Here is a 14440-nt window from a genome sequence, read left to right on the forward strand (position 1 = left end):
TAGAAACGGCGCGACCGAATTGAAGCGTGTCAAATGCCGCGGTTGGGGATGGGGCCCCTGCAATGAGCGACACCAATCGAACGGCGTTGCTCACGCTCCTCGTCGCAAGTTACGACGATCTCAAACAGCGTTTGACACGACGGACCGGATCCGCGGATCTCGCCAACGAGGCTTTGCAGGACACGTTTCTGCGCTTGAGCAAAGCGGACGGTATCGGACCCGTTCGCGATCTGCATGCATATCTGTTCCGAGTGGCGATGAGTGCCATCAGCAACCGGCGCGTTGCGGAGCGCCGCCGCCGTACCGTTTCGGAGACCGATGCGCTGTTCGATCTGGTCGACGACAGCCCTGGCCCGGAAAGGATTATCGAAGCCCGCTCCGAGATCAACGCGCTCAAGCAGGTGATCCAGGAGCTGCCCGCTCGCCGTCGGGAGATTCTCATGGCGATATGTGTTGACGAGGTGCCATTACGGCAGGTGGCGGAGCGGTTCGGCGTCAGCGTGCGCACGATACAGGTCGAGCTCAAGCAGGCAATGGTGCATTGCGCGGTTTGTCTCGAGCGCGGCGCGCGGATGCCGGGAAGCGCGTTCCAGCGCCGAAGTCCGTTCGGCCAGCGGGATCGCTCATCGCGAATTCCACTGAGCGATAACGATACGCTTGCCCGGCGATTGCCATTCGGCGGCGGCAGGTGAGATGTAATGGGGAGGCAGGCTCACACCGTCCGATCTGCCGAGGTGGCTACACCATGTTTGACGCTTGAGCTGCGAAGCCTTCGCCACCCGCATCGGATACTCTCAAATCCGAGATCAAGCCGCCTGCAGTCGTACGGCGTAGTCGACCAACCAAAGGGCGGGACACAGGAAGGCTCCAAACGGCAGTTTTGTCGTGCGCTCGACGGAATGGTCACGCAGCCGTGTCAGCAGCACGGCGATCAACGCGGCGCCGGTTGCCAATGCGAAGCACAGCGGCACCATGTCGAGCGGGAGCCACGCGCCGATGGCGGCCGCGAGCTTGACGTCGCCGAGCCCCAGGCCTTCGCGCTGCCGCAGCCATCTGTAGGTCCGGCGCATCAGCCAGAGTGCCGCGGCAACCAGGATGGCACCGCCCAGTGCGGTGGTCAGCGCACTCCAGCGATCGAACGGATCGAGCACGGTCGTGGCAACAAGCCCTGCGAAGAGGGCGCTTCCGGTGACGATGTCGGGAAGCAGGAAGTTACGCGCGTCGATATCGGCGCCGGCAATCATCAGTGTGCCGAGAACGGTCGACGCCAGCGCGTGCGGCCATGGCAGCGTTGCAGCGGAGACCAGCGCGACGGCCGCAAATCCGCAAAGCAGCACGGTGCGGTTAGGATGCAGGGCCTCCGAAGTTACATCATCATCGGCGTGCTCGTCGATCGTCATCGTCGCCTCATGTCGCTTCGCGCTGTGGAAGAACCTGCCGTGCGGGCCAGGCATGTCGGAGCTGTGCAATGCTAGCGCACGAAAACAATGCGACTGCGACAGCAGCCGTGCCGCCGAACGATTTCATGACCTATCTCGTGGGAAGGGGCGCGTTGCGCGATGGCCAGAGGGAAGACGGAGCGCGTCGCGTCCGTAACGGCGACGGGTCGGCTGGCCATACCGACTGGAGTGCCGTCACCAGGCTCACGCCTTCGGCACTGGCCGACGAACTGGCCAGTTTCTATCGATGCGACCGGGTCCGGCGCGACGATCTAGTCGAGGGGCGCTTCGCCGGCGGTGAGATGTCGACGCGGTTCCTCAAGGAGGAGCGCCTCTTCCCTTACGCGACCGCGGCCGGAACGTTGCGTCTCGCAGTGGCCGCTCCGATCGACGATGAGACGTTGCGAGCGGTCGAACTCGCGCTGCGCAGGCCGATCGTGCTTGCCGTGGCGACTGCCGATGATTTGGAAGCCGCGCTTTCGTTACGACTCGAGCCCGATCAGCCGAGCGATACCCCGCAAATCGGGACCGGCGCAGGCGAGGATGATCTTGACAATTTGCGCGACCTCGCGCGTGGCGCGCCGGTGGTGCGGGCGCTCGATGACCTGCTGCGCCTGGCGGTCGAGCAGCGGGCGACCGATCTGCACATCGAGCCGGCTGGCAATGCGCTGCAGGTTCGGCTGCGCGTCGATGGCATGCTGAAGAACGTGCCGGCGCCGCCGATGAGCATGGCCAAGGGCATCCTGTCGCGCCTCAAGATTCTGGCCAGTCTCAACATCACCGAGCGCCGCCTGGCGCAGGACGGACGCGCGCATATCGTTGTCAGTGGCAGCGAGATCGATCTGCGGGTCGCCACCATGCCGACGATGCATGGCGAATGCGCCGTCATTCGCCTGTTGCGCAAAGGGGCAGGCCTGGTATCGCTCGACCAGATCGGCCTCAGCGCGCGTGACGAGACGATCCTGCGCAAGGCGTTGCTGGCACCTTATGGAATGGTGATCGTCACCGGACCGACCGGATCGGGAAAGACCACCACGCTTGCGGCGTCACTTGCGGTGATCAACGAGCCGACCCGCAAGATCCTTACCATCGAAGATCCCGTCGAGTACCAGATTTCGGGCATCAACCAGACCCAGGTGCATCCAGGCATCGGGCTCACTTTCGCATCGGCGCTGCGTTCGTTCATGCGGCTCGACCCTGATGTCATCATGGTCGGCGAGATGCGCGATTCCGAGACGGCCCATATCGGTGTCCACGCTGCGCTGACCGGCCATCTGGTGCTGACGACGCTGCACACCAACACCGCGGCTGGCGCCATCACGCGTCTGATCGACATGGGGATAGAGAGCTTCCTGCTGGCGTCCTGCGCGCGGGTGATCGTGGCGCAGCGGCTGGTGCGGATCCTGTGCGATCACTGCAAGGAAAGCCACTCGCTGTCAGCGGCGGATATCGTCGCTGACGAGCGCTATGCAGCGCTTGGCATCGAGGCCGGCGAGGTGGTCTGCCGGCCCAGGGGCTGCGACTGGTGCGGCTTCACCGGTTTCCGCGGACGCAAGGGCGTGTTCGAGATCATGGAGATCGGCACGGCGCTGCGACGGTCAATCGGCCCGAAAACCGACTCCACCGACCTCGAAACCGCGGCGCGGCGCGAGGGCATGACCACGATGACCGAGGACGGTATCAACAAACTACGCGCCGGGCAGACCACGCTCGATGAAATCTTCCGCCTGACCACGAGCCTGTAGGGCGATCATGCCACACTACCGCTACCGCGCGTTGACCAAGGCCGGCGAGATCATTCTCGGTGATGTCGACGCGCCCTCGCGCGAGGAGGTGCTGCGGCGCATCGAGTATCTCGGCCACTTGCCGGTCGAAGCGGAGATCGCGGGCGGCGGCGCGCGGCGCAGCGGCATCTCAAGCAGCGGATTGCCGCGCCCGCGCGAACTCACCACCTTCATGCGCCTGCTGGCGCTGCTGCTGCGGTCCGGGCTGACGCTCGAAGCTGCGCTGCAGACTCTGGAGGACGACACCAACAAGGCGGTAGCCCGCTTCGCTGGCGGCCTGCGCTCGGCGGTCTCGGGTGGCGACGGCTTTGCGGAAGCGCTGGAGCGCCACGACTCCATCATCGAGCCGATCTACATCGCCATGGTGCGGGCGGGCGAGGCGTCCGGCAAGCTCGAGGTGGTGCTGCGGGCGATCGTCGAGGACCGCACCCGGCGCGAGCAGTTGTCGCAGCGGATCAGCGCGGCGATCCGCTATCCGATGTTCCTGGTCGGGTCGGCGCTGCTGATCCTGTTCTTCTTCTTGCTTTATGTGGTGCCGCAGTTCGAGTCTGTCTTCACGGAGCTGCGCGGAAAGCTCAACGCGGGCGCCGCCTTCGCGCTGACGATGTCGACTTGGCTACGCGCCAATCTCGACACCTTCCTCGGCGTCTGTGCCGCCATGCTGCTGGTCGGCTGGCTGATCCTGCGGCAACAGGGGGCGCGGGCGTGGCTCGTGGGTGCGCTCGCCTCCATTCCCGGCGTGGCCGGGGTGATGAACGACCGTCGCACCGCCCGCTTCGTTGGCACCCTGGGGCTATTGGTCGAGAATGGCGTGGCGCTCCCCGCCGCGCTGAAGATCCTGCGCGACATCATTACCGAGCCGCGCTACGCGGCGGCGGTCGACCAGGTGCACGAGCAGGTCCGCAACGGCCGCCGCTTCATCGAGGCGCTCGCCGAGAGCGATCTCGTGCCGCCGCTTGCGGTCCGCATGCTGCGGGTCGGTGACGAGACCGGCGACCTCTCGGCGATCGCGCAACACGCCGCACAATTCTACGAGCAGCGGCTCGCCATCGGTCTCGACCGGTTGATGGGCGCGATCGGGCCGATCACCATCATCGCGGTCAGCATCGGTGTCGGCACGCTGATCGTATCGATCATGAGCGCGCTGCTCAGCATCACCGAGCTTGCGATGTAGGGGCGGCCGATGGCGCGAGCAGGCATCAACGATCGGCGTGCGGGCTCGACCCTGATCGAGGTGATGGCGGTGATGCTGATCATCTCCATTCTCGCCACGCTGGTGGTGACGATGGTGCCCGGCACCGGGCGGGCGAACATGAAGGCGCTGACGCTGCAGACCGCGGCGCTGCTGCGGCGTGAACGGCTCGCGGCGATTCTCACCGGGCAGAGTCGCAGCGTTTCGCTCGATGCAAGGGAGCGGCGGCTTGTTGGGGAGAGCGGGGTTATCGCGATTCCCCGCGACGTGGTGCTCGATGTGGTCGGTGTCGACGCGCGATGGTCGGGACGGCAGGCGGTGGTCCGGTTCGAGCCGGACGGCGCCTCGACCGGCGCGGTGCTGAAGTTCTCGTGGCAGGGAGTGCGCTATGAGGTCGATGTCAACTGGTACAACGGTCGCGTGGCGATCGATCTGCCGTGACCACGCCGCCGCGCGCGGAGGGTTTACGCTGATCGAGGCGCTGGTCGCGATGGCTCTGCTCTTGGCGTTCGTGTCGGTGCTCGGTCCGCATCTGTTTTACGCGCGCCGGATCGCCGACAAGCTCGACGGCCGCATTGCCGCGCAGACGCTGCTGCGCGCGATCCTCGATGCGCCCGTCGACCGCATTGCGCTCGCGAAGGGGCCGCGCGACGGCGAGACGGCCGGCCTGCGCTGGACGGTCACGGCCGAGCCGATGTTCGTCGACGCCATGGTGCCGCGGGAGGGAAGCCTGATGCAGACCGTGGTGGACAAGTCCCAGGAGAAACCGAACGAGCCCCCCGCCAAGCGCCGGAGCTGGATCGCCTACCGCGTGAGCGCGAAGGTGTCGTGGGGGCCCGGGCAGGTGGTCAGCGCCGAGACGCTGCGGCTGGGACCGAGGGACGAAGAATGAACGTGACCGCGAAACCAACTCTTCCGAAACGCGGCCTGCCGAAATCAACGCTGCGCGGCGTGCGGGGTTTCACCCTGATCGAGGTGCTCGCCGCACTGGCGATCGGGTCGGCCGTGATCGTCGCGACCGCGGCCCTCATCCACAACGTCGCCCTCAACTTCGATCGCCGCACCGGCGTGGTGGGCCGGGCGGACCAACTGCTGCTTGCGATCGAGCGCCTGGCGGCGGATTTCGGCGCGGCGCGTCTGGTGCCGCAGTCTCTCGCTCCGCAGTCCGCGGGCGGTGGCAATCGGAGGGCCGCCTTCGTCGGCGGGTCCACCGAAGTCAGGTTCGTTGCGGCCGGCGGCACCGTGGCCGGGCTGCAGGGCGAGGAGGTGGTCAGCCTGACCGTCGAGGAGCGGGATGACAGGAGCCAGCTCGTGCGCCGGCGCGCGCCATGGCCAGGGCCGCGCATGCCGTTCGAGAACGTCGCGCTGCGCGACCCCGTTCTGCTGCTCGAAGGGAAGGTCGAGATCGCGTTCGCCTTCGCCAGCCTTGCGACGGACGGGACCGTGACCTGGAGCGACACCTGGAGCGGGCAGCCGCTGCCGCCGCGCCTGGTGCGGCTCTCGATCCGCGACCGCGCGAGCGGCGCCGAGCTCGTGCCCGCCGTGCAGTTTGCGCTCCGTGCCGATGCGCCGATCGGCTGTGCGCGGCCGGGCGCCAAGGCGACGTGTCTGACCGGCCGCGGGTCCAAATCGGCGAAGGAGCAGCCGGCGAAGGAGGCCGAGCCTGCGAAGGACCAGCCGGCGGGGGCGCGCGGATGAGCCGCCGAGACAACCAGCGCGGCATGGTGCTGCTCACGGTGCTCTGGGCGATCGCGCTGTGCTCGGCGCTGGCAATGGCGACGTCGACCACGTTTCGCAGCCTCGTGGGGATCGTCGGCATCGACCGCGAGCGTGTGCAGGCCGATGCGCTGCTGACGGCAGGACTTGAGGCCGCGGCCGGCATGGTGGCCGCCATGCGCGATGCGCCACTGGTCGCGCGTGGCACCACCATTACGCTGTCGACCGGACAGGTGCGCGTCAGCGTCAGCGACGAGGGCGGGCGCATCGACATCGGAAAGGCGCCTGTCGAGTTGCTGGCGTCGCTGTTGCGCTATGTCGGGGCGGAGGATGACGACGCCACCGTTTTGGCCAACAGGATCGTCGATCTGCGTGGTTCGGATCGGCAGGAGCGGCGGCCCAACGAGGTGGCGAAACAGCCGGCATCGGCCGCCGCCAAGCCCGATCAGGAGATGGCCGAGTCCGATGAGGCGGAGGCCGGGTCCGATCAGCGGGCCGCATCGGCCTCTCCTGCACCGTTCACCGATGTGCGGCAGCTTGCGAGCATTCCCGGAATGAGGGCGGACTGGATGGCGGCGATAGTGCCGCTGATCACCGTGTATGGGAGCGATGGCGTGAACCCACTCACCGCACCGGTCGCGGTGCTCCAGGCGCTGCCGTTCGTCGACGCGCCGCGGCTTGACACCTTCCTCGAGATGCGGCGCGCGCCGCTGGTCGATCCCGAGCGCCTCGCCTTCCTGCTCGGGCCGACGCAGAAGTATCTGAAGGTTCAGCGGCGACAGGCCGTCGCGGTGGATCTCGTCGCTGGAACTGTGGGCGGATACACGGCCAAGGCCAAGGTCTTCATCGTGCTGCTGCCCGACGACAAGCAGCCGTATCGGGTTCTCGCCTGGAACCCGTTGTCGCCGGGGGTGGCAACGGACACTGTCATGCTGATGGGGGCACGCTGATGCGTATCGACATTATTATGGGGCGCTGGATCGACATCCTGGCCCGCCTGTGGCTCGGCTGGCAGGAGCGCCGCCGTGCCCGCAACTGGCTGAAGGTCGCCCAAGACGGCAACAAACAGGACGGCGACAAATGGATCGTTTCTGATGCGAAGAGGACGGGAAGAACAACGTCAGTCATCGTCCCCGCCGGTGGTCCGCTGCCCGACGACATCGCCCGCGCCGCGCAAAACCGCTTCGTGATCCTGGAACTCGCCGCCGATGAATTCGTCGCGCGCCGGATGAGCGTTCCCGCTCAGGCCCGCGACCTGCTGCCCGGCATCGTCCGCAACCAGATCGAACGCCTGTGCCCCTGGCGCGCGAACCAGGCCGCCTATGGTTTCGATGTCGGACCGAGCGAGGATGCGGCGAGCCTCGACGTGCGTGTTCTCATCACCTCGCGCGCGGTGCTCGACGAGGCTTGCCAGCGTCTGGGTGCGCTGGGGTTGCGGGTCGATCGCGTGGTGGCGAGCGAGCGTCTTGCCGACGCGGCTATCCCCGTCGTGCTGTGGTCGCGGCTCGCCGATGCGACCGACAAGAGCCTCGCACGTATCAGCCAGACCATTGGTGGCTTGATCGCGGCCACCGTCTGCATCACCCTCATCGTGAACGTCTGGGGCTTCATGACTGCAGCGTCCGCGGACAGCGAAAGCGAAGATGTCGGGACGCGCATCGCGGCGCTGCAGCGCCAGATCAAGGGCGCTCTCCCCCGGCAATCGATCTCTTCGCTCGCGCCTCCCGAGCGCGCGTGGGCCTTGAAGGAAACGTCGCCCGTGGCTGTGATCGTTGTCGAGGCGCTTTCCCGTGCGCTCCCGGATAATTCTCATCTCACTGAGCTCAACCTCGACGGTGCGACGCTGCGCATCGTGGGCTTCGCCGACGACGCGCCGTCGCTGATTGCTCCGCTTGAGCAGTCAGGACATCTGAAGGATGTGCATTTCTTTGCTCCCACAACACGCGGCGCCGACGGCACGCGCTTCATGTTTCACATCGAGGCGCGCGTCGAGGCGCACGCCAGGATCGACGGAGGCTAGGCCATGCTGAAGCCGAATCTGAACCTGAAGCTCGATGTCAGCCGCGAGCAGATTTTCGCCGTGGGCGGCTTTTGTGCGTTGCTGATCGTCTGTACGGTTGCGGTCGCAGCAGCATTGCAGACGCGTAGCGAGGCCTTGCAGGCGCTCGCCGACCAACGCGATCAGCTTGCGAGCCTGCAGGCGCGTTCACGGTCGGTCGCCAATCGAAGCCGGCAGACTCAGCCCTCGGCAGCTCCCGCGCTCGCATTCCTGGACGCGCCCACCAGCGGGCTCGCCACTGCGCAGTTTCAGGCCTATCTGTCTCAGCTCGTGACGGATCAGCACGCCGTTTTGGTCTCGTCAGGGGTTCCGCCGGCGGATCGCGATGACAAGGGCGATATCATTCGGGTGCAGATTACGTTGAATGCCACGCTTCCCAACCTGCAATCCCTGCTTTATCGCCTTGAAAGCGGCGCTCCCTATGTTTTCGTCGATGCCCTCTTGGTGCAACCGAGCGGTTCCGGCGAGCGTGCAAGTGCCGACCCCGTCTTGAAGGTCAATCTGAACGTGCATGCCTTCTGGCGTCGGAAAACTGCTTGAACGATGATGCGATCGGCGGCCGCAAGAGAGGCGGGGATGGACGAGCTATTCCGCGGCAGCTCGCATCTCGCCGCGGAAATAGGCAATCGTCTTCTCGAGCCCGCTTCGAAGCTCGATCCGCGGTGTCCAGTCGAGCACGGTGCGGGCAAGCGAAATATCCGGCTGACGCTGGCGAGGGTCATCGGAGGGCAGCGGCATGAACACCAATCTGCTCCGTGATCCCGTGAGCGCAATCACCTCTTCGGCAAGCTCACGAATTGTGAACTCACGCGGATTGCCGATGTTGATCGGGCCCCTGAAATCATCCGGTGTGTTCATGGTCCGGATCATGGCCTCGATGAGATCGTCCACATAGCAGAAGCTGCGGGACTGGTTGCCGTCTCCGTAGATGGTGATGTCGTCGCCCTTGAGCGCCTGAACGATGAAGTTCGACACCACGCGGCCGTCGTTTGGATGCATGCGGGGACCATAGGTGTTGAAGATTCGTACGACCTTGATCCGCAGGCCATGCTGGCGCCAGTAATCGAAGAACAAGGTCTCGGCGCAGCGCTTGCCCTCATCATAGCAGGAACGCAGTCCGATAGGATTAACGCGGCCCCAATAAGCCTCAGGCTGCGGATGAACTTCGGGGTCGCCGTAGACCTCGGAAGTCGACGCCTGGAGGATTTTCGCTTTCACGCGCTTGGCGAGCCCCAGCATGTTGATCGCGCCGTGGACACTGGTCTTGGTCGTCTGCACCGGATCGAACTGGTAGTGGATCGGGGAGGCAGGGCAGGCCAGATTGTAAATCGTATCCACCTCGACATAGAGCGGGAAAGTCACATCGTGGCGCATCATCTCGAAGTGCGGGTTGCCGATGAGATGCGCGATATTGGCCCTGCCGCCGGTGAAATAGTTGTCAACGCAAAGCACATCGTGGCCTTGCTCGACGAGCCGCTCGCACAAATGCGAACCAAGAAATCCGGCGCCGCCGGTCACCAACACCTTTGCCACGTTACTCTCTCTTCATGTCCGAAGCCGATGTTGATTGCCAGCTCCACGGCCGTCGCGTTGCCGGAACGTAGCCGGCGACATGGGAGCAATCGCCGCTCTGCGAGCCGAACACAGTCCACTGCGTCACCTTCCAGACCTCGCTGCGGCGCAGTGATGCCCCCGCGATGACGCAGCTATTCCGGGGCGCAACCACGAATTGGATGTCGTAACAGCCCGGCCTGACGCTGGAGACCGTGAAAAATCTGGAAGGCGGCAGCGCTTCGGTAAACAGGTCTGGCCCCCAATGCCGCGCCCCACATGGCGATATATAGAGGTGCTGCAATGGAATGTTCGAAGCATTGACGATGGTGAATTCGGCGGCAGACGCGGCAGAAGAGAGTAGCGCCGCGATCGCAGTCACAACGAGCTGTCGATAAGGCATGTGATGCATGTGGGGTGACGCACTGCGGCCATTCATTGCAGTTCTGCCGTGTGAGCGGATGCTGAAGCATAGCGTCGGTACCATTGCAGATTTGTGGCGTTTCGCGTTGTAATTGTCTCGCGCGCTGGATGCTCAAGCGAATAAATACGTGCGATGAGTGTTCGCAAGATGATGATGGTGAAGGCGTAGGGGTGATTGAAGCGAGGTACCGACGAGCCGCTCGCGGACGGAGACGCAAGCGCTCGCTGGGCTAACGAGATCAAGGTCATCGATGTGGGAAACGTTGGCCGCCGCCCGGCCGATAGGGCCTGTTAGACGGCTGTCATATCTTCGGATATAAAAGCGCTCGCGCATCGCCTACGCCGCGCTGAGCAGCGACTGGTCGGAAGGCTTAGAAATAGGACACTGACCAGACCCTGGGGCAAAGCGAAGTGGGGCTATGACGGCAATTCGATCATATGTCGCGGATGCTTGTGCTGTGACCGATGGGAAGACGGTCGAACGTTCTCGGGGGCAACGACATCTCACCTGGATTTGCGTCCTTCTGGTAATCACCGGCGTATGCGCAGCCATTGCCGAAGAACATCGGGCTGCCACTGTGTCGGAGCCGATCGGGTTTCATATTCCCGCACAACCGCTTGCCATTGCACTGCAGGCTTACGGCGAGCGAACCGGTGTTCAAGTGCTTTATGAGAGCAATTCGGCGACTGGGCGAAAATCTGCGGCCGTTGAGGGCAACTTTACGGCCGAGCAGGCGCTGAACCTGCTGTTGGCCGGAACGGACTTGAAAGTCCAGTATACCCGTCCGGACGCGATCACCCTTGCTCTACCATCCGCGACAACTGGCGGGCCTCCCGCCAGCCCGCTTGGTTCTGCGGATTTGTCATTGGGGATGTTGAGGGTGCGGGCCTCGAATGACGGCGACGATGTCGGCCGGCTTCACGATTATAGTGAAAGTCTGCAGATCGACATTCAAAAGGCCTTGCAAAAGAATGTCAGGACGCGAGGCGGCAGCTATCGGGCTGTCCTTGATCTCTGGATCGATCGGTCCCGCACGGTTCAGCGCACCGAACTGTTCAGATCGACGGGCGATGTCGAGCGGGACGCCGCCGTGGCGACGGTATTGCGTGGTCTCACCATCAGCCGGTCGGCGCCGGCAAACACGCCTCGGCCGGTGCGTATCGTGATTGTAGTGAAGCCGTTGCAATGAATGTCGATGGCCCCCGCGGATAGGACGGCGTACCTGCGATGGGCTCGGCAATCTCGTTTTTGATGCAACGTGGAGCGCTGGTGTTTGAACCGTCCTGATCTGTGAAGCGAGATGCCATTTGTGATACGGAAGCCGCACCCCCGCTTGTACCCTGGGGAGGATTCAACCTTTGTCATAAATGTGTTATCCGCCGCCGCTACGAGGAGCCCACCGGTAGTAGTCCGGTCTGGATATCGAGCTGGCGTCTGGGGGGGCCGCGAGGCGTGGCTGGTGTCAATCGAGTACGGCTGCGGGGGCAGCTCGTCGAGAACTACGACGAACTGGTCAAGAAGCTGACGCGCCGTCTGGGGTCTTCGGACTTCGCCTATGAGGCCCTGCACGAGGCGTTCCTGCGGCTCGAGCGGGTGACTGATGCGGACCCGGTGCGCAGTCCGTCCGACTATATTTTCCGCACCGCCATCAACATCGCCAAGGATACCAAGAAAGCTCTGAACCATCGTGTCAGCGCATCGGAAGTTGAGGCGTTGCTCGATGTGTGCGACGACGAGCCGGATCCCGCCCGGGTTGTCGAAGCACGTTCCGATATTGATGCCTTCAAGCGTGCGCTGGCCGAATTGCCCGCCAGGCCCCGCCGCGTGCTGCTCGGCATCGGCATCGAGGGACGGTCTGCACACGACGTTGCAGTCAGTCTGGGCGTTAGCGTGCGAACGGTAGAAAGTGATTTGAAGCTGGCCTTGAGCCACTGTGCAAATTGTCTCGATTATACATTGATCCGTCGTCTCGGTGGCCCGCGCCCCCGTTCGTATTGAATTTGCTATCGAAAAATGCGCGGGCCGAAACCGCACTTGTCGATCATCGATGTTTGCTGCAGAACGGTGCCTTCAGGCCCCGTCTCATCCGGTCGCCGCGTCGAAAGCTGTGACCTGTTTTTTCAACTTTCGCGGGTTTTTTCTGCGGGATAGCGGAGTTTCGATCGTCTATCGAATAGAGAGAGTTGTCGCTTGGATCCGGTAAGTATATCCGGGAGAGGTTCGCGGGGGAATGCTGAGCCGATCAAGCACACGTTCAGGTCGAAACCGCAGGCAGCGCCACTGCATCATTCTCGACTATGTCATGTCCAAGCATCTGATGCAGGTGTTCCCGATTGTTTCTCCTGATGATTTGCGTAAAGGTCCGTTGCAGTACCCGGATGCGGATGGAATCATCTATATAGTCTCTCATGCACGTCCAATACTATCGGCAGGTTTGGATTTGGGGAGTAGGGCAGTGAGCGAGTCATCGTGACCGTGCCGAACCGCCCACCCAAATCCAATCCGCTGCTGGACGAGGCCCTTGATTGGGTCGTTCGCCTGAAAACCGACGAGCCGACGCGGGCAGACGTGGACGCGTTGCAGCGTTGGCGTGAGCAAAGCCCGGCACATGATGCGGCATTCAAGAAAGCAGTACAGCTTTTTCGCATGGCGAGCGTCGCCGCCCGGGAACTGGCCGATGAGCAGCAGGCCTCAGATGTCGTCGTAACGGCTTCGCAGCCGCCGCCCCGGCGGCTCACGCGCCGTATCATGTTGGGAGGGGCGATTGCGGCCGCTGCCGCCGGCTACATGATCGTTCGCCCACCGCTCGGTCTGTGGCCGTCGCTCGAAGAACTCTCGGCCGACTACAGGACCGGAAAAGGGGAACATCGCAAGGTAGCGGTCGCGCCCGACGTTTCACTGGAGCTGAACACCCAAACCAGCGTCGCGCTGCGCTCCACGTCTGACGAGACCAGGATCGAACTGATTTCTGGCGAGGCTTCGGTTGCGGCCAAGCTGTCGCCATCCAAGCCGCTCGTGATGTTGGCAGGAAATGGACGCATCAGCGCCTCGCAGGCGGATTTCAATGCGCGCTGTCTCGATGGGTTTGTCTCGGTGACCTGCCTCGACGGCGTCGTGACCGTTGAACAGAACGACAGAACGGTTCAGCTCCACAAGGCCGAGCAGGTCACCTATTCCAGCGCAGGGCTGCAGCAATCCGTTCCGGTTGATGCCGTGCAGGTGACGGCCTGGCAGGCTGGGCTGCTGATCTTTCGCGACCGCCCACTGGCAAGCGTGGTGGACGAAGTGAACCGATACCGTCCCGGAAAGATCATCATCGCCAATGCGGAGCTGAAGCGCCGTCTCGTCAACGGCACGTTTCAGCTCGACAAGCTCGGGAATTTTGTCGACCAGGTCGAGCAGCTATTCGGGGCCCGGATCACCTCGCTTCCCGGCGGGGTGGTACTGCTGAGCTGAAGGCCCGATCGCATTCGGCCGCAAACGCTGATTTCCTAACAAATGGATAAGTTTCTTCTACGGCGTGCAGAAATTTTTGCACGTTAGCACTCGCCCAGTCGTCGTGTGAGTAGGCGTCGTTGTCGCGGTGGTCCCGCCGCGACGGCGGACGCCTGCGCGAAATTGGGCGAACGTCTGTGCGAAGTGGAAGTAATCTCAGAGATTTCAGACATCGGGTGCAATCCCGGGGTGGGTCGCGGTGGTCGGCCGTGGCGATGATCACTGTTGGCATTGTGGTCGGCATCGCTCCAGCAGGCGCCGCGCCGCAAAGCGCGCAGCAGCCCGCGAATGCGGACAATGCGCCTGCGCCGGCCGCGGCGGCGGCGCAGAGCGCGGCGCCGGCGCAACGCTTCGACATCGACGATTTCGCGGTGCAGGGCGCCGACAAGCTGCCGCAGATCGACGTCGAGGAGGCGATCTATCCGTTCCTCGGTCCGGGCAAGAGCGCCGACGATGTCGAGAAGGCGCGCGCCGCGCTCGAGAAGGCCTATCGCGACAAGGGCTTTCAGACCGTGAGCGTGTCGGTGCCGACGCAGAATGCGCTGCGCGGGGTCGTCATTCTCAAGGTGGCGGAGCTGAAGGTCGGCCGGCTGCGGGTGAAGAATTCGCGCTACTTCGACATCGAGCAGATCAAGGACCGGGCGAAATCGCTCAAAGAGGGCACGCTGCCGAATTTCAACGATGTCACCAAGGACATCGTCGCGCTCAACCAATGGCCCGACCGGCGGGTGACGCCCGCGCTGCGCGCCGGCGTCTCGCCGGGCACGGTGGATGTCGACC

The 14440-nt window shown here is 63.9% G+C and carries 16 protein-coding genes; 13 read left to right on the plus strand and 3 right to left on the minus strand.

Features of this window, described 5'->3' with window-relative positions; all coding sequences use genetic code 11:
- Window positions 1–62: 62 nt before the first annotated feature.
- Entirely contained in the window at window positions 63–692 is a 630-nt protein-coding gene (locus tag ACZYOF_RS10330) for an RNA polymerase sigma factor (RefSeq protein ID WP_130583204.1), read from the plus strand.
- A 114-nt stretch (window positions 693–806) separates the two neighbouring features.
- Here the strand turns inward: ACZYOF_RS10330 and ACZYOF_RS10335 are convergent, their stop codons facing one another.
- Window positions 807–1400, minus strand: coding sequence for a prepilin peptidase (locus tag ACZYOF_RS10335; protein ID WP_130583203.1), 594 nt, complete (start codon window positions 1398–1400; stop codon window positions 807–809).
- 68 nt (window positions 1401–1468) lie between these two features.
- Between ACZYOF_RS10335 and ACZYOF_RS10340 the strand changes: the two genes are divergently transcribed.
- Genes ACZYOF_RS10340 through gspM form a run of 8 tightly spaced genes read left to right on the plus strand, consistent with a single transcriptional unit; the run spans window position 1469 to window position 8730 of the window.
- Entirely contained in the window at window positions 1469–3184 is a 1716-nt protein-coding gene (locus tag ACZYOF_RS10340) for a GspE/PulE family protein (protein WP_463715697.1), read from the plus strand.
- Window positions 3185–3191: 7 nt separating this feature from the next.
- Window positions 3192–4397 carry a type II secretion system F family protein gene (locus tag ACZYOF_RS10345; RefSeq protein ID WP_463715698.1) on the plus strand — a complete coding sequence of 402 codons (1206 nt, stop codon included), beginning with the start codon at window positions 3192–3194 and terminating at the stop codon, window positions 4395–4397.
- A gap of 9 nt (window positions 4398–4406) precedes the next feature.
- Entirely contained in the window at window positions 4407–4856 is a 450-nt protein-coding gene (locus ACZYOF_RS10350; RefSeq protein WP_463715699.1) for a prepilin-type N-terminal cleavage/methylation domain-containing protein, read from the plus strand.
- A complete protein-coding gene (locus tag ACZYOF_RS10355) occupies window positions 4813–5307 on the plus strand; it encodes a prepilin-type N-terminal cleavage/methylation domain-containing protein (RefSeq protein ID WP_463715700.1) in 495 nt (164 codons plus the stop codon). Before ACZYOF_RS10350 ends, ACZYOF_RS10355 begins: the two co-directional genes overlap by 44 nt.
- Window positions 5304–6113, plus strand: a complete 810-nt coding sequence (locus ACZYOF_RS10360) for a PulJ/GspJ family protein (RefSeq protein WP_463715701.1) — start codon at window positions 5304–5306, stop codon at window positions 6111–6113. Before ACZYOF_RS10355 ends, ACZYOF_RS10360 begins: the two co-directional genes overlap by 4 nt.
- A gap of 23 nt (window positions 6114–6136) precedes the next feature.
- Window positions 6137–7081 carry a type II secretion system minor pseudopilin gene (locus tag ACZYOF_RS10365; protein ID WP_463715702.1) on the plus strand — a complete coding sequence of 315 codons (945 nt, stop codon included), beginning with the start codon at window positions 6137–6139 and terminating at the stop codon, window positions 7079–7081.
- A 17-nt stretch (window positions 7082–7098) separates the two neighbouring features.
- Window positions 7099–8151 (plus strand): PilN domain-containing protein, encoded by a 1053-nt coding sequence (locus ACZYOF_RS10370; protein ID WP_463715703.1) that lies wholly within the window; start codon window positions 7099–7101, stop codon window positions 8149–8151.
- 3 nt (window positions 8152–8154) lie between these two features.
- Window positions 8155–8730 (plus strand): type II secretion system protein GspM, encoded by a 576-nt coding sequence (gene gspM, locus ACZYOF_RS10375; RefSeq protein WP_463715704.1) that lies wholly within the window; start codon window positions 8155–8157, stop codon window positions 8728–8730.
- 45 nt (window positions 8731–8775) lie between these two features.
- Here gspM and ACZYOF_RS10380 read toward each other — a convergent pair whose 3' ends face one another.
- Entirely contained in the window at window positions 8776–9723 is a 948-nt protein-coding gene (locus tag ACZYOF_RS10380; RefSeq protein WP_463715705.1) for a UDP-glucuronic acid decarboxylase family protein, read from the minus strand.
- A gap of 1 nt (window position 9724) precedes the next feature.
- A complete protein-coding gene (locus ACZYOF_RS10385; RefSeq protein ID WP_463715706.1) occupies window positions 9725–10180 on the minus strand; it encodes a hypothetical protein in 456 nt (151 codons plus the stop codon).
- 403 nt (window positions 10181–10583) lie between these two features.
- Between ACZYOF_RS10385 and ACZYOF_RS10390 the strand changes: the two genes are divergently transcribed.
- The 4 genes from ACZYOF_RS10390 to ACZYOF_RS10405 all read left to right on the plus strand — a co-directional run.
- The gene (locus ACZYOF_RS10390) at window positions 10584–11354 is read left to right on the plus strand and encodes an STN domain-containing protein (RefSeq protein WP_463715707.1); all 771 of its coding nucleotides are present in this window, start codon (window positions 10584–10586) and stop codon (window positions 11352–11354) included.
- Window positions 11355–11617: 263 nt separating this feature from the next.
- Window positions 11618–12163, plus strand: a complete 546-nt coding sequence (locus ACZYOF_RS10395) for an RNA polymerase sigma factor (protein ID WP_463715708.1) — start codon at window positions 11618–11620, stop codon at window positions 12161–12163.
- 471 nt (window positions 12164–12634) lie between these two features.
- Window positions 12635–13621 carry a FecR family protein gene (locus ACZYOF_RS10400; protein WP_463715709.1) on the plus strand — a complete coding sequence of 329 codons (987 nt, stop codon included), beginning with the start codon at window positions 12635–12637 and terminating at the stop codon, window positions 13619–13621.
- A 254-nt stretch (window positions 13622–13875) separates the two neighbouring features.
- Window positions 13876–14440: POTRA domain-containing protein (locus ACZYOF_RS10405; RefSeq protein ID WP_463715710.1), on the plus strand; the 565-nt coding region annotated here is incomplete at its 3' end.

It is taken from the genome of Bradyrhizobium sp. LeoA1Lang (genome assembly GCF_055413685.1).